Below are 19344 nucleotides of genomic sequence, written 5' to 3'. Positions count from 1 at the left end.
TGACACTCGCTTATATGAATAGTTTGTCCCATTCTAAAGAGCGGTATCAGGGTGACGAACGATCTGATTCTTATTTGTTTATGAATACGCCGGTTAATGAAAAAGGGGCATAAGCCCCTTTCATCTTCGTCTAAGCCTGCGCCAAATACGTGCTAGGGACGCAGTTCCCGTCGCAGGATTTTGCCAACGTTGGTGCGTGGCAAGTCGTCGCGGAATTCAACATAGCGTGGCGCCTTGTACCCGGTCAGGTTCTTGCGGCAAAAGGCAATGACCTCTTTTTCAGTCAGCGCGGGATTACGGCTGATGACATAGAGCTTGACCACTTCACCGGCTTTCTCGTCGGGAACCCCAACGGCGGCAGCCTCGACAATATCCGGGTGCTGCGCGGCAACCGCTTCGACTTCATTGGGATAGACATTAAAGCCCGAAACCAAAATCATGTCTTTTTTACGGTCAAGCAAAAACACGTATCCGTGCTCATCCATATAGCCGATGTCACCCGTGCGCAAAAAGCCGTCCCGGTCAAAGACCTTGGCGGTCTCATCGGGGCGCTGCCAATAGCCAGGGGTCACTTGCGGGCCGCGAATGCACAGTTCGCCTGTTTCTCCCAAAGGCAGGTCGTTCTGGTTTTCATCACGGATGCGGATGTCGGTCGAGGGTACGGGCAGACCAATTGATCCGGTAAATTCCAGCTTATCCAGGGGGTTGATGGTGGCGGCTGGCGAAGTTTCTGTCAGGCCATACGCCTGTGCCAGGGGTTTACCGGTTGCTTCCAGCCAACGCTTGGCGACGACTTCCTGTACTGCCATACCGCCGCCCAGCGTAAAGCGAAGCGAGGAAAAATCCAGTTTGCGGAACTCGGCATTGTTCAGCATGGCGTTGAACAAGGTATTTACGCCGGTAATGGCGGTAAAGCGCAGCTTGGCCATGTCCTTGATCATGGACGGAATATCGCGTGCATTGATGATCAGCAGGTTCTCCGCCCCCAGGCGAAGAAACACTAGCAGGTTCGCGGTGAAGGCGAAGATATGGTAGAGCGGCAGGGCGGTCACCACGCAGTCGATCTGGCCTTCTTTGAGGTAGGGGCGAATCCAGGCCAGGGCCTGGCTCAGGTTCGAGACCAGATTACCGTGCGTCAGAATGGCGCCTTTGGCTACGCCCGTGGTGCCACCGGTGTACTGCAGACATGCAATGTCGTCGTGGGTCAGGGTGACCGGGGCAGGGGGGCGGGTACGGCCCTTTGCCAGCACCGATTTAAAGGACAGGGAACCGGGCAAGGACCAGGCAGGCACTCCCTTCTTGATATGGCGCACCACTTGGTTGACCAGCCACCCTTTAACGCTGCCCAGGCAGTCTCCCACACTGGTCACAATAATTCGCTTGATGGGAGTCTCGTGCAGGATTTCTTGCAGTACGTGCGCAAAGTTTTCAGCAATGATGATGGTCTCTGCGCCGCTGTCCTGCAGTTGGTGACGCAGCTCCCGGGCGGTATACAGTGGATTGGTATTGATAATGGTGGCCCCGCTGCGCAATACGCCATACAGGCTGATGGGGTACTGCAGCATATTGGGCATCATCAGGGCGACTCGGTCGCCTTTTTTCACACCCTGGCTTTGCAGCCAACTGGCCAGCGCCAGGGCATTTTCAGACAGTTCACGAAAGCTCATGCGCTTGCCCATGCTGATATAGGCCGTGCGCTGCGCGAACTCGGTGCAGCTTTGTTCAAATACATCCAGCAGGGATGAGTACTGCTGGGCCTGATCTTCGATCGTGGCAGGAATACCGGCGGGGTAGCTCTGCAGCCAGACTTTATCCATGAAGCGCTCCGAGGCGTGTAGGTTCAAGACAATCCCAGCAGGGCCTTTTTGAGCGATTCTTGGGCAGGTTTCTTGCCTAACCAGATTTTCAACAAGGCAGGGGTCAGCCCCGGGTGAGAGAGCTCGCCCAGCATTTTGTCGTTAAACAGGATTCTGACCTGGGGGGAGTTCATGTCCAGAATCACGATATCGCCCTCTTTGGCTTGCCCCACCTGGCGCATCAGATCCTCAAACTGTTTAAGGACCGGGTCCAGGTCCTGTTTTTCAGGATCGGTTAGGTTGTTGTGAATGCCTTCTTTCAGTGCATCGATCAGGGTTTGGGCATCCAGATCGCGTTTGAGAACCAAGCGAACCTGATGCGGCCCGGGGGACTGGATGATGGCTTGGGCATCCTGCGACGGGGAGGCGGTATACAAGGCGGCGACGTACACATCAAAAACAACTTTCTTGCGCAGGCCTGCCCCATTGAGTGTCAGGCTTTGTTGGTCCACCATGACGGCATCAGGCACGGAGACCTGCGCGACGGTGGCCGCCTGAACGGCGGGTAGCCCAAGGGACAGACTTAAAATCAGGGCGGCACAGCGGGGGGTAAACATGAAGCGGTCCTCCTGCAAATTAGCGTGATTGTGATTTCTGCTTGTAAAAGTGGGCGTCGGCAATGTAGATGGTGCGTTCCACCGTGGTGTAGACCTGTCCTTGCGGGTCCTGGATGTGTACGGTGAAGGTGGCTTCAGCCTCGTGATACTGGTCTAGCTGTCCTCGTATTGCGTCCAGTTCTTCCGGACGGATTTGAAAATCGGCATACAGAGTCTGATAACCGGGACGGCGATACTGGATCTCTGCATTTTTGTCCCACACGATCACAGGGCGTTGCAGGCCGGCCAGCAGCATGGTGGCGTGTACGCCGTCCGTGATGGCAAACAGGGAACCGCCAAATAAGGAGCCATTGATATTGCGGGTGCGTCGACGCAATGGCAGGCGTACGACGATGTGCTGCAGGTTTGGGGAAACTTTATGGACCCGCCCCCCGGTTGCCCGGAAGGCGGGGTGCCAGTTAAAGCCCAGCTGCAAAAAGCGGGCACGCCAGGTGGGAGGCAGGCGTGCGAGCAGCTCCATGCGGCGACTGCGGGCCATGGTGCATCCTTAGAAGCGGTAGGTGAACTGCACGCCCAGAATGTCGCCACTGTTTTTATAGGTACCGCGAGTCAGGCCGCGATTGACGACATCGGTGTTGTTGTTCATATCTGTATTTTTCAGGAACAAGTGGGTGTAGCCGATATCCCAGGTGGCGTTTTTGCTGGGGCGGTATTGCGCACCCAGAGACACCCAGTAACGATCGCTGTCAGGCAACGCAGTGGGGCGGTAGTTTTCATCACGTACTGGCGATTGGTCCCAGGCCACCCCCCCTTTGAGGGTCCATTGCTCGTTGTAATGGTAATTGGCGCCCAGGGCGACGCGCCAGGCGTCCTTGAATTTCAGTTCCAGACCGGAATCCCGGGCGCCGGGGCCGCTGTTTTCGATAGTCAGGCGCGGAATGCTGCTCCAGCCGGTCCAGGATACGTCGGCCAACAATTGCCAGCGCGAGTTCAGGTCGTGTACCAGACTGACAATGGCAGTGTCAGGCAGCTTGATGGTGGCTTCGGCATCCCAGTTGATATTGGGTGCAGGAATGCCGGCGGGGACATTGCGATTGCGCAGCTTGGTGTCACCATCAGCCGTGATCTTAATCTGGGAGCGGTAGGACACGCCCAAACGTGTGCTGGGGGTCAGTTGATAGAGTAAGCCGGCGTTCCAACCCCATGCGTCGCCCTTCATCTTGACGCGGGTGTCCATATCCAGGGGGCCCAGTGCAGGATGGTAGCCGACCGGCGTGGCCAGGCGGTAGTCCGCGTCAATGTGCAGCCAGTTCACCCCCACACCGAACGACAATTGGTCGTTGACCTTGTAGGCCACCGAAGGGTTGACGTTGACGGTTTCAATGGCGAATTTTTCGGAGTGATAACGACCAATCCAGCCTTCATCGTATTCGGTAGTCAGACCAAACGGTACACCAATCCCCAGACCCACCCACCATTTGGGCGAGAGCTGGTGAGACAGATAAATATTGGGAACTGCCGCTACTTTACCTGCATCGCCGCCCGAGCCGCCGGTTGCCGGACGGCTGGCGCCACCAGTCAGGGCCAGGGGATCGGTACTGCCTTTATCGGAGAATTTGAACGTGGGTTTGATGACATTCAAGCCGGCCGAGAAGTTGTTGTCGGGCAGCAGGGTCATGCCAGCCGGGTTGAAGTAGATCGTGCTGGCATTTTCACCAATGGCAGCCGAGCCTGCGTAGGCATTGCCCAGGCCGCTCGCATTTTGTTCGAGCAAGTTGAAACCAGCCGCATGGGCCTGGCCCATGCCCACGCTCATTCCCAGAGGAATGAGCAAGGCAGGAATGGTACGCAAAGCTACAACCGTCTTTTTCATGTCTCTTCTCCAAGGTATAGGTGCGACGTCTGACAGAGGCTTATGACAAGTTTTAAAACACCTGTTTGTTTTCTATGGTGCATGACCTAGGCCAATCGGCGTATAGGTATTTGTGCCAATTCGAGCTAATTGCGTTGTTTTTGTGTTGCTTTGTAATGCAGCGGCCCTCCCCGGAAGGGGGCAAAGCCTGTACCGAAAATGACGCCTGCATCGGCCAGATCTTCGTTTTGCACCACCCCGATGCGCACCTGGTGCTCCGTCTGTTCGATCAGGGGCTTGATCAGGCGATCTGCCAGACCGCTGGGTATCGTTCCTGCGGGTGGCTTCTGGGCTTTGCCATCTTTCCAGGTATAGAAACCCTGGCCCGTTTTACGACCCAGCTCCTGGCGATCCAAATGGCTTTTCAGGCAGGCGGGCATGACGGCCTGCTGGCTAAGTTGCGCACCGGCATCCCGGGCAATGTCCAGACCTACCGTGTCGGCCAGTTCAAGTGGTCCCATCGGCATGCCGAACTGGACCATGGCTTTGTCCACGGTGGCCGGCTCCAGTCCTTCGTCCACACAGCGCATGGCCTCGAGCATGTAGGGCGCCAAGACGGCATTGACTAAAAACCCCGGGCTGTCTTTGACGGGCAAAGGCAACTTGCCGATCTGGTTCACAAAGGCGTAGGCGGTGCTGCGTACGTCAGGTGCGAGCAATTCGCTTTCCACGACCTCAACCAACGGCATGCGAGAGACCGGGTTAAAGAAGTGAATGCCCACCAGTCGCTGCGGATTGATCAGATTCAGGCTGAGCTCGGACAAAGGCAAACTGGAGGTATTGGTCGCCAGAATGGCCCCCGGCTTCAACAACGGCTCTATCGTGGTGTACAGGCTGCGCTTGGCGTCGGCGTTCTCGAAGATTGCCTCGAGCACCAGATCCGCTGAAGCGATGCCATGACCGTTCGGGTCCGGGATCAAACGATCCAGCGCCGCCTGCACCAGCCTGCGGTCTTTCAGACGGCGCTGGAACAACTTGGCGGCCCGCCCCTGAGCCTGTGCGATCCGCTCTCGGTCCTGATCCTGCAAGGTCACTCGCAGGCCTTTGAGAGCACATACTGCAGCAATATCGCCGCCCATGACGCCCGCACCTACGACATGAATATGACTGAGCACTTGTGATGAGGCGTGTTTTCCGATGCTCTTTAGCCGCTCCTGCAGGTGAAAGACACGCAGCAGGTTGGCTGCGGTGTCAGAGCGGGTGATCTGTTCAATCAGCTCGGGTGCTTTCAGCGCGTTGCCATTGTGTTTCTCCCAAATTTCCAAAATGGCGCGAGGGGCTTGATAGTGTTGATACGGATCACGTTTTTCCAGTTGCTGGCGTACCTGGCGAGCCACCAGGGGACGTAGCAGCTTGCTGTTCATCAGACGGGGCAAGCCCTGGGCACGACGAGGTTTTTTACCGCTGAGAACCTGCTTGACGGCCGCTTGCCGGGCCAGACGCACCGGGACGCAGGCATCGACGATGCCCATACGGGCTGCCTTGCGCGCATCGACGCTTTTGCCACTGAGCATCAGGTCCATGGCGGCAGCCGGGCCGATGTATTCAGGCAGGCGCAACATTCCTCCCCAGCCTGGGAAGATACCCAGCATGACTTCGGGCAGAGCCAGGCGCGTGTCGTCCTGATCCACGGCCAGGCAATAGCGACACGCCAGGGCCAGCTCCAGTCCCCCGCCCAGGCAGTGGCCTTGTACCAGTGCCAGGGTCGGATAGGTTTGCTTGGCCAGTTTGTTGAACACCGTCCAGCCGCGCGTGACCAATGCCAGACCCTTTTCAGGATTGTTGCCGTGTTCGGAAAACTCGTCGATATCAGCCCCCGCGATAAATCCGGCGGCTTTGCCTGAGTAAATGATCAACGCTTTTGGGGGATGGCCGCTCAGGTAATCCAGGGCCTGATTCAGTTCTTGCAACACGAGTGCAGAGAGTCGATTGACCGAACTGCCCACACAGTCGATTTTCAGCCAGGCAATGTGCTGATCGTCCGTATGCAGGGTGAAGTTTTGCAAATCCAAGGTAGCGACAGGCATCATGATTCAGTTCCTTGCAGCGATTCGATCAACATGGCGCCGCCCTGGCCACCGCCAATACAAATGGCGGCCATGCCCAGACGCAAGTTGCGACGACGCAGGGCATGCAGGCAATGCAGTACGATTCGGGCGCCAGAGGCGCCCACCGGGTGGCCGATCGCAATTGCGCCACCGTCCACGTTGAGCTTGTCCATGTCCAGCAAGCCCAGGGCATCACGTCCCAGATGCGTCTGGCACCATTGCTGATCGTCCCATGCAGCGCGACATGCCAGCACTTGCGCCGCAAAGGCTTCGTTGATTTCCCACAAGTCCGGGCCATTCAAGGCCAAACGATTGCGTTCCAGAATCGGTGTGGCCGCAAATACCGGCCCCAAACCCATGGTGGCCGGGTCCAGTCCCGCCCACTGGGCATCCACAATTCGGCCTATCGGTTTGAGCTGGTGCTCTTTGACGGCTGTCTCGCTGGCCAGAATCAACAACGCAGCGCCATCGGTGACCTGTGAGCTGTTGCCCGCTGTGATGTTGCCCCAGGGCGGGTCAAAGACCGGACGCAGCTTGGCCAGCTTGTCAGGTGTGGAGTCCGCACGTACGCCATCATCGTTCGGGTAGCTGTTGCCGCGCGTATCGCTGAGCGGCACGATTTCTTCAAACGCGTGTTCGTGTTGCGCACGCAGAGCCAGACGATGGCTGCGAGCGGCAAATTCGTCCATGTCCTGACGGCTGATGCCAAATTGATGGGCCAGAATTTCTGCGGTCTGCCCCATGGATAAGCCGACTACGGGGTCTGTCAGCCCCTTGAGCAATCCGATGACGGGTTTCAGGTAAGACAGCCGCAGGCTGCCCAGTGCTTTCAGACGTGCGCCCATGCTGCGAGCTTTGCCCCAGCCTGCCAGCCAGCGAACCATATCGTCGCTGAACAGGATGGGGGCGTGAGACAGGGCATCTACGCCGCCGGCCAGTACCAGTTGCGAGCGACCGGTTTGGATGGCCTGCACACCTGAATCGAGCGCTTGCATGCCCGAAGCGCAGTTGCGCATCACGGTCCAGCCCGGCACTTTGTGGCCGGTGCCCAGACGCAGACCCAGCACCCGGCCAATATTGGTTTCATCGGGCGACGGAGCCGCGCAACCCAGAATGACTTCGCTGAGCTGCGACGCCTCAAAGGGTTGGCGTAGCAAAAGCTCGCGGCCGGTTTGTACCGCCAGGTCTCCCGCTGAGAACGGGCCGGGCGCGTTACGCGCTTTCAGAAACGGGCTGCGTGCGCCGTCAATAATATAGACCGGTTGAAAACTCATGCTTGGCTCCCACTGGTGGTTTCAGTGGCGGCGCGTTCCCGGCGCAGATCGAAAGGGAAATCGTCCACGGCGATCACTCGGTCGCGCAGGACATCGCGCGCCTGAATTTGCTCGAACTCTTGAGCGCTGATTCCGCCTGCCTGGAAGACCGCTTCGGCTATATCACGTACGTTGGCCTTGGGGTTGTCCTGCAACTGACCGCTCTTTTCGAACTGACGGATTTTCGCGTCAATATCGCGAGTATTCAGAGCCGCCAGCAATGCCGCTTCGATAGCGCCCACGGGCTCCTTGTCATCGTTGGGCAGATAGGTGTCGTAGGTCAGGCGGTCACGAGTGGGGCCGGGTCGGGTCAACAGTTTGGCGACGGCATGATCCAGCTTGTCATTGGGCCCCAGGCGGCGCAGGCCTAGCGGAAAGACCAGCAGGCGCAGCAGGCCAGCCAAAGGTCGGTTCGGAAAGTTTTCCAGCACCTTGTCCAGGGCATGCTGTGTGCGCATCAAGGCATCCTGGGCCGCCCAGTGAGCTAAAGGCGCATCTTCTTGTTGACGGCCTTCGTCCTGGTAACGCTTGAGGACCGCGCTGAGCATATAGAGTTCGGACAGTGCATCTCCCAGACGAGAGGAGAGGCGCTCGCGCATTTTCAGAGAGCCGCCCAGCACCAGCATGGAAGCATCGGCCAACAAGGAAAAGGCTGCGCTGTAACGGCTGGCCTGACCGTAGTAGGGATGCATGGACTTGGCTGTGCCCGTGGGGCCACTTAGCAAACGCCAGCCACCCAGGCCTAGCCAGAAAGAACGGCCCGTGTTGGCCAGAGTGTAACGAACGTGAGCCCAGAAGGCTTGGTCAAACTTGCGCAGTCCAGCTTCACGATCCGGGTCCAGCGCAGCAGTCATTTCTTCCAGAATGAAAGGATGGCAACGGATCGCGCCCTGACCAAAAATAATCAGGCTGCGCGTCAGAATATTGGCGCCTTCTACCGTGATGCCGACTGGTATTTGTTGGTAGGCGCGACCCAGGAAATTGGAGGGGCCCAGGCAAATGCCTTTGCCGCCGATCACATCCATCCCGTCGTTAACCACCATGCGGCCCCGCTCGGTCACATGGTATTTGACGATGGCTGAGACGACGGATGGCTTTTCGCCCAGGTCCACCGCCGCGGCTGTCATGGTGCGGGCGGCATCCATGGCATAGGTGTGGCCAGCAATGCGAGCCAGCGCTTCTTCCACACCTTCAAACTTGCTGATGGCGCTGCGAAACTGGGTGCGTACGGCGGAATACCCGCCTACCGCGCGGCTGGTTAACTTGGCCATGCCGGTAAACGAGGAGGGCAAGGAGATGGAGCGCCCTGCCGCCAGACACTCCATCAGCATGCGCCAGCCTTGCCCGGCCATGGCAGGGCCACCAATAATGAATTCCAGTGGCATGAAGACATCGTTACCGCGGGTCGGGCCATTCATGAACATGGCGTTCAAAGGGAAGTGACGACGACCGGTCTCTACCCCTGGGTGATCGCTGGGGACCAGGGCGCAGGTGATGCCAATGTCTTTCTCTCCCCCGAGCAAGCCGTCCGGGTCATAGAGGCGAAAGGCCAGTCCCAGCAAGGTGCATACCGGGGCCAGAGTGATGTAGCGCTTGTCCCAGGTGACGCGCATGCCCAGTACTTCCTGACCTTCCCATTCGCCTTTGCAGACAATCCCTACATCGGGAATGGCCGCCGCATCGGAACCGGCCCATGGGCTGGTCAGGGCGAAAGCGGGGATGTCACGGCCATCAGCCAGACGGGGCAGATAGTGTTGCTTTTGCTCATCGGTGCCGTAATGCAGTAGCAGCTCGGCCGGGCCTAGTGAGTTGGGCACCATGACCGACACGGACAGGGCCGAGTTGCGTGTCGAGAGCTTGGCCACCACGGCCGAGTGCGCCTGTGCCGAGAAACCGCGACCACCGTATTCCTTGGGAATAATCAGACTGAAAAAGCGGTTTTCTTTCAGGTAGTTCCAGACTTCGACGGGCATGTCGAAGTCTTCCTGGCTGACTTGCCAGTCATCAATCATGGCGCAGGCCACATTGACTTCATTGTCCAGAAACTGACGCTCTTCCTCGGTGAGCCGATAGGCGGGGTAAGCGCTCAAGGTATTCCAGTTGGGTTTTCCACGAAACAGCTCACTTTCCCACCAGACTGTCCCTGCCTCCAGCGCATCGCGCTCAGTTTGGGACATGGCGGGCAAAACACTGGAAAAGGCACGGTAAATTGGGCGACTGAGCCACTTAGTGCGTAGATTCCGGTTTTTGAGAACGTAGATGCAGCCAAGCACCAGCAGTATCAATAGCAAGGTCAGAAACATAGCAACTCCGGACTAGCTCAAAAAGAAAAAGAATGCCCCCATGCAGCCCCTTCAGCGTGCTGCCCCCTGAGGGGGCGCTTTGTACCGTGGGACGGCTTGGCGGTAGGAAAATTACCCCCATGCTGCGCCGCTGGCTTGTTGCCCCCTTGGGGGGCGTTTTGTCCCTCGGGACGGCTCAGCGGTAAAAACACCTTCATGCTTACCTGAGGCTTGTCGTTCCCTAACAGTACGGTTCGCCTCGGTGCAGCCCGACTGCCAGGACCTCGCAGATCAGCTGCTGGCCGGCAAAGGGGCCCGTAATCCACCCAGCAGAAAACTCATCAGACGCTGTTGCAATTGCTGCTCACTTTCAGGAGAGTCGTTAAGGGGCAATTGCAAGGCCCGACGCAATGATTGGGTGCCCATCAGGGCATACGAAGTAGCGCCCAGCATGAAATGGAATCGCCAGATGATTTCTTCTTCCGGTACGGTGGGCAGCGCCTCGTGCAAAGCCTGCTTGAAAGGAAGAAAGATGGCGACTTGTTCGTCCCAGCAGATGGACTGAATAAAGTCTTGTGGCGCTGGACGATCCTGTCCGGGCAAAGGAATGAACGAGCGTGGAGCGCCCTTGCCTGAACCGGCTAGACGTATCAGCGGGCCAAAAAAGGCATCGACCACCTGAGATGCTTTCAACGGTCCATCACCGGCTTGCTGGCGATAAAAAGCCAGCTTTTCCAGCCGCTCTTGATTGATGCTGTTCAGGCGGCGTTGAAATACAGCCTGTGTCAGTCCGTCTTTACTGCCGAAGTGATAATTGACAGCCGACAGGTTCACCTTGGCCTGCGCTGTAATCTGGCGCATGGAGGTGTTTTCGTGGCCATACAGCGCGAAAAGATGCTCGGCTGCGTCGAGAATGGCGGACTGTGTCCGATCAGAGCGTTTCACCGTTATTTCCTAATTTCAAACGAGTGTTTGAATAATTTAACGGGAATACACAATTAGTACAGTAGGGGTTCACCCTAGCCCCGTAAAGCGGGGCCAGGAGCCATTCTTAGATCTGAGTCACAAATTTGGTGACTAAGTATCCGTCAAAGGTTTCAGTCCCGCCTTCACTGCCAATGCCACTGTCTTTGACTCCTCCGAAGGGGGTTTCTGGCAAAGAGCTGCCAAAGTGATTGATGTTGACCATACCCGATTCCAGTTCTGTGCCCAAGCGATGCGCAGCCTGTAAGGATTGCGTAAAGGCGTAGGCCGATAAACCGTAAGGCAGGCTGTTGGCGCGGGCGATGGCATCGTCCAGATCATGATAGCGGGTCAGGGGGGCGATGGGGCCGAAGGGCTCTTCGGTCATGACCAGTGCATCGTCAGGTAAGTCGGTCAGTACCGTAGGCGAGAAAAAGAAACCGTCGCGTTTGATCTGCTCGCCTCCCAGCACGACTTTGCCGCCCAGCGAACGGGCGTTGTCGACAAACTTTTGCATCATGGGAATACGGCGTTCGTGGGCCAAGGGGCCCATCTGTGTATCCGGGTCCAGGCCGTCTCCCACCTTCACATTCGCCAATTCTTCGGTAAAGCGGTCCACGAACTGGGTATAGATGTCGTCGTGAATATAAAAGCGTGTGGGTGAAATGCACACCTGCCCGGCATTGCGTATTTTGAACCGGGCGAGCTGACGAGCAGCGCGGGCGACATCGGCATCGGGCAGGACCAGAACGGGCGAGTGCCCTCCCAGTTCCATGGTGATGCGTTTCATATGAGCGCCGGCCAGCGCTGCCAACTGCTTGCCAACGGGGACTGAGCCGGTAAACGAGACTTTACGCACGATGGGGGAGCGGATCAGATAATCCGAGACCTCTTGTGGAATGCCCCAGACAATATTCAATACGCCCGGTGGCAAGCCCGCATCGTGAAAGGCCTGGGCAATGGCCATGACTGCGCTGGGGGAGTCCTCCGGGCCTTTCAGAATAATGGTGCAGCCCGCTCCGATGGCGGCGCAGATTTTCCGAATGGCCTGGTTATAGGGGAAGTTCCAGGGTGTGAACGCAGCGCAGACACCGATAGGCTCGCGCAGCACCAGTTGCTGCACTTTTGGATTGCGGGCAGGGATGACGCGACCATAAATCCGGCGGCACTCTTCGGCGTGCCAATCCGCATGGTCGGCGCAGGACATGATCTCGCCGACGGCCTCGGCCAAAGGCTTGCCTTGATCCAGCGTCAAATTGCGGCCAATCTCCTGCGCGCGTTCACGGGACAGTTCCGCCACCTTGCGCAAGATGGCACTGCGGTCCATCGGGGAACTGTGACGCCAGCTTTTGAATGCGGCTTGGGCGGCGCTCAGTGCGGCATCCAGATCGGCCTGTGACGCCAGCGGCAGTTGGCCTAGCGTGCTGCCGTTGGCCGGGTTGATGACGGCCTGGGTCTGGCGACCTTGTCCATCCAGAAATTGACCATTGATATACAGGGCCAGGTGTTGATACATGTGCGGCCTCCAAGTTGAGTGTTGCTCACTGAATACGTATCTTCCGATGGTATCGGGCAGGCAGAGGTGGGACAAGCGCCAGGGAGTGGACAACTGGTAAGCGATGGTTCTAAGAAGCGACCAAAGGGGCCTGGCACAGGGGGGAACGCGCGATTGCTATAAGTTTTTGATTACAAGTATTTTTTTCAATTCCTTGTACAAGGAAGTAAAAAGAAACCAAACTGCAATGGGAAACGGTTACAAGTGAGTTATTGTCGACAATAAAGAAAGTTATATGTTGGCCCCGTAAATTCCTTTTACCGACAGATGAGATTTAGATCGGCAGACGATGTAACCCAAATGCTTATTAAGGTGAAAGTTTTTTGTAGATTATTACCAACGGTGCTGAGCGTGACTTATGACACAATGGTTTGTCGTTAAGCGCCTAATATCTTGGAGTCGTTTAATTTCATGGCGTTATTGCTGATTTTGTCACAGGCTATTTATCATTTTTAACATTGTGATCGACGAAGAGCTTTGTAATTTAAGATACAATTTGTCCTGTGATCGACGTAGAGAGTTTCACCTTTCTCTACACGAAAAGTCACAAATAGACACAAGGTTATGCTCCAAGAATACAGGTCAGAAGCCTGTAGCTCCGCCTTGTCTTGCCCCGGTCCATTATGAACATACTGCTGCGGCTGGCGTCAGGTTTGCCAGCCTTAGATGTAAATCCTATGTGCAATACATAGGTGTTGGGCCCTCGGGTGGTGTTCCTTTCGCTTATCTTAAGTGGCACACCGATCCCACTCTTCTTTCATTTTTGTACTTAAATATGATCCGGCCATGCGTTGCAACGCTGACGCGAGGACGTCTGTTGCGGACGCGGCTCAGGATCTTACGGAGGCCGACGTGCGTGGTAAGAAAACTCTAACGGTAAGTTCGCTGCTGACAGCGTTACTACTGGCGCAGCCAGCGCTTGCCCAGCAGGAAAACAGCTTGAGCTTCAAGGACAGTATTGAGCGGGCAATTATGTCCAACCCTGAACTTGGCGCTCGCTTTCAGGATTTCCAGTCGGCGCTGGAAGGCCAGAATGTGGGCCGGGGTGCCTTGATGCCCGAAATCAATGCTCAGGGCTGGGTCGGTAAAGAATGGCGGGGTGGTACATCGAGTGCGCCATCGGTCAACTGGACCCGTAATGGCTACAGCCTGCAATTGCGTCAATTGATCTTTGATGGTTTCTCCTCGATCAATCAAGTGCGTCAATTGGGCTACGAAAAACTGGCTACTTACTATGAGTTGCTGGCGTCGGTAGATTCGCTGGCCCTGGAAGCGGCCAATGCGCACATTGATGTGTTGCGTTACCGCGAAATGGAAAAGCTTGCCCGTGAAAACTATGGCATGCACCTGAACATTCTGAGCCAGATTCAGGAGCGTTCCGAATCGGGCGTAGGCCGTGGTGTGGATCTGGAACAGGCCTATGGTCGCCAAGCCCTGGCCCAAAGCAATATGATGACCGAAGCGGGCAATCTGAATGACGTGTTGCAGCGTTACCGCCGTATTGTGGGCGTGCCTGCGCCGGAAGTATTGCAGGCCGCACCCAGCCTGAGCGAGTCCATCCCTGCCAAGACCGTGGACTTCCTGCCTTCTTTGCGTACCAGCCCGGTAATTCTGGCTAAACAAGCTTTGTACCAGGCCGCCGAGTCGGGCAAGCATGTAGCCCAAGGTCGTCTGTCGCCAACGCTGGAGTTGCGCGCTGCCACTGGTAAAGACAAGACTGACCCCCCAGGTGCATCTGCCTACCGTGATTCACAAAGCAGCAATGTGCAGTTGATGCTGTCGTACAACCTGTTCCGAGGTGGTGCTGATGCCGCCCGCATCCGTCAAACCACGGCTCAACAGTATGCTGCCCGCGATGTGCGCGACTACACCTGCCGCAACGTACAGCAGGATCTGGCAGTGGCTTGGAACAATATCGAGCGTCTGCGTGCCCAGTTGCCTTTCCTGAAGCAGCACGAACTGGCGACCTCCAAGGTGCGAGTTGCCTATATGCAGCAGTTCCAGATTGGTCAACGCTCTTTGCTGGACTTGCTGGATACGGAAAACGAGCTGTTTGATGCCCGTCGCGCGCTGGCCAATGCCACTTACGATCTCCAGCAAGCTGAATACCGTTGGTTGACTTTGTCGCACCGCCTGGTGTCGTCCGTAGGCCTGTCCCAGCCCTACTCGGAACAACCTGAAGAAGCGGCCAAGCTCGATTTTCCTGAAGAAGCGTTCAAGGCATGTATGACACCGGTTCCAGATACGTCTAACCTGACGCCAGTCTCTGTTGATTATCGCGACGGCATGGCCCCGCCTGTCCTGCGCGAGAAGGCAGCCGGACTTTAATATCTGCCTGATGGCGTACTAGATAGAAAAAGGAGGCATGGATGAGTCAGAACGAAGACGATTACAAACAAGAGCTTTCGGCCTCGGATGCGAGTTTTATCCGGGTACTGGAAGATTTGATTGACGCACTGGTTGCAAACGGTGTGCTTCGCATGACTGATCTGCCTCCCCAGGCTTTGGCCAAGTTGAATGAGCGCAAACTGACCCGCCAGCGCCTGCGGGATTCGTTGGATTTGATTAATGACGATGAACCACTCATCTGATAGCACGGCACCAACAAGCGGGGAATTCAGTGTCCCGCCTCATCTGACTCATGATGATCCTCTTCTAACCTGCCTGGCGGAGATTACCCGTATACACGGTAATCCCTGCACGCCCCAGCACTTGTCTGCGGGCTTGCCTTTGCAGCGGGGGCGCTTGACGCCTGCACTGTTGAATCGGGCGGCGGCACGCGGTCATTGCACGGCGCGGATCTGGCGCCGGGTATTTACCGAGCTGGACGCCAGCTTGTTCCCGGTCATTTTGTTGTTGAAGAACAACCGGGCATGTGTCTTGCTGGGGCTGGAAGAAGGCCGTGCGCACGTTCATTTCCCCGAAAGCGGGAGCCCCAGCGAAATCAGCCTGGATGATCTGCAAGCGCAGTATTCCGGGCTGTTGGTCGTTGTCAAACCCGATTTCCGGGTTGAGGCGCGTGCCAAGGATGGTGTAGCTCCTATGAAGGGCAAGCACTGGTTCTGGACCGCCGTGGTGCAGAACTGGCGACTGTATCGCGATGCGCTTGGCGCTGCCTTGTTGATCAATCTGTTTGCCTTGGCCCTTCCGCTCTACACCATGAACGTGTACGACCGGGTGGTTCCCAACAAGGCGCTTGAAACCTTGTGGGTGCTGTCGATCGGGATCGGACTGGTGCTGATCATGAACATGGTGCTCAGTACAGTGCGTGCCTACGTGGTCGATGTCGCGAGTAAACGGGTGGACATCCAGCTGTCCGCGCGGATTATGGAGCGGGTGCTGGACTTGCGGATGGAAAACCGGCCGCCGTCGGTAGGCTCTTTCGCGGCCAATCTGCGCTCTTTTGAATCAGTGCGCGACTTTATCGCTTCGGCCAGTCTGACCACGCTGGTCGACTTGCCGTTTGTGCTGCTGTTTTTGGCGGTGCTGGCCTGGATTTCGCCTTGGATGCTGATCCCGCCCGTGGTGGCCATTGTGGTCATCTTGGGCATCTCCTGGTTTGCTCAGGCGCGTATGGAACGTCTGACCAAGCAAACCTTTCAGGCAGCTGCCCAGCGTAACGCCGGCCTCATCGAATCCCTGGCCGGTATGGAAACTCTGAAGGTTCTGAACGCGCAAAGCAATGCCCAGCGCGATTGGGAACAGTCCACCGAGTATCTGGCGCGACAGGGTGCACGCATCAAGATGACCTCGACCTTGACCGTCAACACGGTACAGATGCTGCAGCAAATGGTCACTATCAGCGTGGTCATTATTGGTGTGTATCTGGTTCAGGAGACGAAATTGTCCATGGGGGGCATCATTGCTGCGTCCATGATTGCGGGACGCTGCCTTGCGCCCTTGGGGCAGGTCGCCGGCCTGATGATGCAATACCAGAATGCCCGAACGTCATTGGGGTCGGTGGATACCTACATGACGATGCCCATCGAGCATCCGGAAGATAGACATTTTGTGCCGCGGCCTTACCTGGAAGGTTCCATCGAGTTTCGTAGCGTCAGTTTTGCGTATCCGGGTGCAAGCCAGAACGTGCTTGATAAAGTCAGCTTCTCTTTGAAGGCGGGCGAGAAGGTCGGCATTATTGGTCGCATCGGCTCCGGTAAAACCACCTTGTCCAAGCTGATTCTGGGCTTGTACAAGCCTACGGGCGGGACTGTGGTGCTGGATGGTATCGATAGCCAGCAGATCGACCCGGCAGACGTACGTCGCTCCATGGGTTATGTCTCGCAGGACCCCATGCTGTTTTACGGCAGCCTCAAACACAATCTGATGATGGGTACTCCTTACGCGACCGATGATCAGATGCTGGCGGCCGCCCGCCAGGCAGGGGTAGATGATTTCGCCCGACTCCATCCCGATGGATACGACATGATGATTGGCGAGCGGGGTGATTCCCTGTCTGGGGGCCAGCGTCAGGCCATTGCCGTGGCCCGTGCCTTGATCGGCAACCCGTCCATATTGCTGCTCGATGAGCCCAGCAGCAATATGGATAACCAGAGCGAATCTGCCCTGCGTCGCAGCTTGCAGAAAGAATGTGAAGGCAAGACCGTAGTGCTGGTGACACACCGCACAGCGTTGCTGGAATTGGTCGATCGACTGATCGTGATGGATATGGGGCGCATTGTGGCGGATGGCCCTAAAGATCAGGTTATTGCCGCTTTGCGTAGCGGGCAGATTGGCAAGGCCCGGAGTGCAGCATGAAGATACAGAACCTGATCAATTGGGTGCGTGCGCAGCTTCAAGATACCACTTCGCCGCCGCCGGGCAGCAATATGCTCAAAAATGCATCATGGACCGCCCGATACCAGGACGTCAGAGGTTCCACGCTGCTGATCTGGCTGACTTTGCTGGCCATCTGCTTGCTGATCGTCTGGGCAAGTCTGGCCAGTATTGATGAAGTGGTACGTGGTGAGGGTAAAGTGGTCCCGTCTCGCCAGGTTCAGGTCGTGCAGAGTCTGGATGGCGGGGTAGTAGAAGAAATTCTGGTGCGCCCCGGCCAGTCTGTGGAAGCCGGTGAGGTGCTGTTGCGTATTGACCCCACGCGCGCCTCCTCCTCGTTGGGGGAGAACGAAGCAGAATCCTTGTCCTTGAAGGCCAAGGCGGCTCGTTTGGAAGCCATTGCCGCCGACCAGCCCCTGGACATGCCTGCCGAAGTTCTGGAAAAGGCCCCGGATCTGGCCGAAGGGGAGCGCCGCGTCTGGCTGGCTCGCACTGAGGAGCTGCGTTCCAATATTTCCGTGGCTCAGGAACAGTTGAATCAGCGCCAGCAGGAATTGCGCGAAACACAAGCTAATCGTGATCAGGCGGCGTCCAGTTGCGGTTTGACCTCGCAAGAGTTGCAAATGACCCGTCCTTTGCTCAAAAGCGGAGCGGTGTCCGAGGTGGATTTGCTGCGCCTGCAGCGCGATGTGGCTCGTTACTGTGGTGAGCAAAAAGCGGCCACGGCTCAGATCAGTCGTATTCAGGCTTCGATTCAGGAAGCTCAAAACCGGATCGGTGAGGTGGAAATTACGTTCCGCAATCAGGCTCGTACCGAGCTGGCGGAAACACGCGCCAAGCTGGCTTCTTTGGAACAGGGCCAACGTGCCTTGGCCGATCGGGTACGACTGGCTGAAGTGCGTTCGCCCGTGCGTGGCACCATCAAAACCTTGTCGGCCAATACCGTAGGTGGAGTGGTTCAACCTGGCAAGGACATCCTGGAGATCGTGCCTACCGATGACACCTTGTTGCTGGAAGTGCGCATCAACCCACGCGATATCGGGTTTTTGCACGCTGGTCAAAGTGCCGAAGTGAAGTTCACTGCCTATGACTTTGCCATTTACGGCGGGCTGCCCGGCGTGCTGGAGCAGACCAGTGCTGACACCATTACCGATGAAAAAGGCAATTCATTTTATATAGCTAAAGTACGTACTGACACGGTGTATGTCGGTGACGATAACCGTCCGATCCTGCCTGGCATGGTGGCCGAAGTGCACATTCTGACGGGTAAGCGGACCGTTATGCAGTACTTACTCAAACCTATTCTCAGGGCCAGATCCAACGCATTCAGGGAGCGTTAAGGCCGATTGGTCCGTTGGGGGAGTAGCGCTGACGATAGAGGTGTAACACCCGAGTCAGACCAAGAGCTGATGGCTTATAGCTCGTGTTACCAGTAAGGGAAAAGCGGTATGCGACAAGTAAATTCGGTTTTATTTCTGACGGCCGATGAGGCGTTGTGGCAGCATTGGCGTCATCTGGATTCCGTCACCTGGCTGCCTGCCAGAGGACACGGGATGGACGATTTGTTGCGTTGGAAACAACAGCATCGAGATCTGGTGGTGGTCGATAGCGCCTTGGCATTGTGGAACCATCCACAATGGGCTCAGGCGGTGCAGGGCATGAAAATTATTGTCGCCAGCCCCCGTCCTTCGGATACCGAAGGTCAGGCCGTTCTGGCTCAGGGCGCTCGTGGCTATATTCACGCTTACAGCTCGTCGCCTTTACTGATTCAGGCTTTGGATCATGTTGCAAGCGGTCAGGTCTGGGTGGGCGAGTCGCTGTTGAGCCGTTTGCTCAGTGACGTGACCCGCCGTCTGGAACCCAAGTCGGGCTGGGAAAGCTCGCTGACCAGTCGGGAAATCGAGGTTGCGCAACGTGCCTCTCTGGGCCATTCCAATCAATTGATTGCAGATGATCTGGGTATCACTGAAAGGACGGTTCGTGCCCACCTTCAGGCTGTTTTCGAAAAACTAAATGTAACAGATCGTTTGATGTTGGCGCTAAAAGTACACGGCATAGCCTAACAAGCTGCTTGCCGTCTTG

The 19344-nt window shown here is 56.8% G+C and carries 14 protein-coding genes; 5 read left to right on the top strand and 9 right to left on the bottom strand.

Annotated features, from left to right (window positions below; translation table 11 throughout):
- Positions 1-152: 152 nt before the first annotated feature.
- The 9 genes from FE795_RS16790 to FE795_RS16750 form a co-directional block, all read right to left on the bottom strand.
- Complete coding sequence (locus FE795_RS16790) at positions 153-1817, bottom strand: AMP-binding protein (RefSeq protein WP_003803003.1); 1665 nt, start codon at positions 1815-1817, stop codon at positions 153-155.
- A 23-nt stretch (positions 1818-1840) separates the two neighbouring features.
- Positions 1841-2413 (bottom strand): chalcone isomerase family protein, encoded by a 573-nt coding sequence (locus tag FE795_RS16785; protein WP_003803002.1) that lies wholly within the window; start codon positions 2411-2413, stop codon positions 1841-1843.
- A 19-nt stretch (positions 2414-2432) separates the two neighbouring features.
- Positions 2433-2951 (bottom strand): DUF4442 domain-containing protein, encoded by a 519-nt coding sequence (locus FE795_RS16780; RefSeq protein WP_003803000.1) that lies wholly within the window; start codon positions 2949-2951, stop codon positions 2433-2435.
- Between the two features lie 9 nt (positions 2952-2960).
- Positions 2961-4286 (bottom strand): OmpP1/FadL family transporter, encoded by a 1326-nt coding sequence (locus FE795_RS16775; RefSeq protein WP_003802999.1) that lies wholly within the window; start codon positions 4284-4286, stop codon positions 2961-2963.
- 125 nt (positions 4287-4411) lie between these two features.
- Positions 4412-6355, bottom strand: coding sequence for a 3-hydroxyacyl-CoA dehydrogenase NAD-binding domain-containing protein (locus tag FE795_RS16770; RefSeq protein WP_131071092.1), 1944 nt, complete (start codon positions 6353-6355; stop codon positions 4412-4414).
- Positions 6352-7647: an acetyl-CoA C-acetyltransferase gene (locus FE795_RS16765; RefSeq protein ID WP_003802997.1), complete on the bottom strand. Its 1296-nt coding sequence runs from the start codon at positions 7645-7647 to the stop codon at positions 6352-6354. The genes FE795_RS16770 and FE795_RS16765 overlap by 4 nt, the downstream gene beginning before the upstream one ends.
- Positions 7644-9989: an acyl-CoA dehydrogenase gene (locus FE795_RS16760; RefSeq protein ID WP_219235353.1), complete on the bottom strand. Its 2346-nt coding sequence runs from the start codon at positions 9987-9989 to the stop codon at positions 7644-7646. Before FE795_RS16760 ends, FE795_RS16765 begins: the two co-directional genes overlap by 4 nt.
- A 270-nt stretch (positions 9990-10259) precedes the next feature.
- On the bottom strand, positions 10260-10913 hold the full coding sequence (locus FE795_RS16755) for a TetR/AcrR family transcriptional regulator (RefSeq protein ID WP_003802995.1): 654 nt from the start codon (positions 10911-10913) through the stop codon (positions 10260-10262).
- 106 nt (positions 10914-11019) lie between these two features.
- Positions 11020-12447: an NAD-dependent succinate-semialdehyde dehydrogenase gene (locus FE795_RS16750; RefSeq protein ID WP_059318604.1), complete on the bottom strand. Its 1428-nt coding sequence runs from the start codon at positions 12445-12447 to the stop codon at positions 11020-11022.
- Between the two features lie 825 nt (positions 12448-13272).
- Between FE795_RS16750 and FE795_RS16745 the strand changes: the two genes are divergently transcribed.
- The 5 genes from FE795_RS16745 to FE795_RS16725 all read left to right on the top strand — a co-directional run bounded on the left by FE795_RS16745 (position 13273) and on the right by FE795_RS16725 (position 19325).
- Complete coding sequence (locus tag FE795_RS16745; RefSeq protein WP_080584989.1) at positions 13273-14814, top strand: TolC family outer membrane protein; 1542 nt, start codon at positions 13273-13275, stop codon at positions 14812-14814.
- A gap of 41 nt (positions 14815-14855) precedes the next feature.
- Positions 14856-15077 carry a hypothetical protein gene (locus FE795_RS16740; protein WP_003802992.1) on the top strand — a complete coding sequence of 74 codons (222 nt, stop codon included), beginning with the start codon at positions 14856-14858 and terminating at the stop codon, positions 15075-15077.
- Positions 15061-17244 (top strand): type I secretion system permease/ATPase, encoded by a 2184-nt coding sequence (locus tag FE795_RS16735; protein WP_100214874.1) that lies wholly within the window; start codon positions 15061-15063, stop codon positions 17242-17244. Before FE795_RS16740 ends, FE795_RS16735 begins: the two co-directional genes overlap by 17 nt.
- Before the next feature lie 71 nt (positions 17245-17315).
- Positions 17316-18602: an HlyD family type I secretion periplasmic adaptor subunit gene (locus FE795_RS16730; protein WP_230406343.1), complete on the top strand. Its 1287-nt coding sequence runs from the start codon at positions 17316-17318 to the stop codon at positions 18600-18602.
- A gap of 108 nt (positions 18603-18710) precedes the next feature.
- A complete protein-coding gene (locus FE795_RS16725; RefSeq protein WP_003802989.1) occupies positions 18711-19325 on the top strand; it encodes a response regulator transcription factor in 615 nt (204 codons plus the stop codon).
- Positions 19326-19344 lie beyond the last annotated feature (19 nt).

Origin of the sequence: Alcaligenes ammonioxydans (assembly GCF_019343455.1) — a bacterium.
Taxonomy (GTDB): Bacteria; Pseudomonadota; Gammaproteobacteria; order Burkholderiales; family Burkholderiaceae_B; genus Alcaligenes; species Alcaligenes ammonioxydans.
The sequence above is the reverse complement of the archived record's forward strand: the minus strand, read 5'-3'. Positions and strand labels throughout refer to the sequence as shown.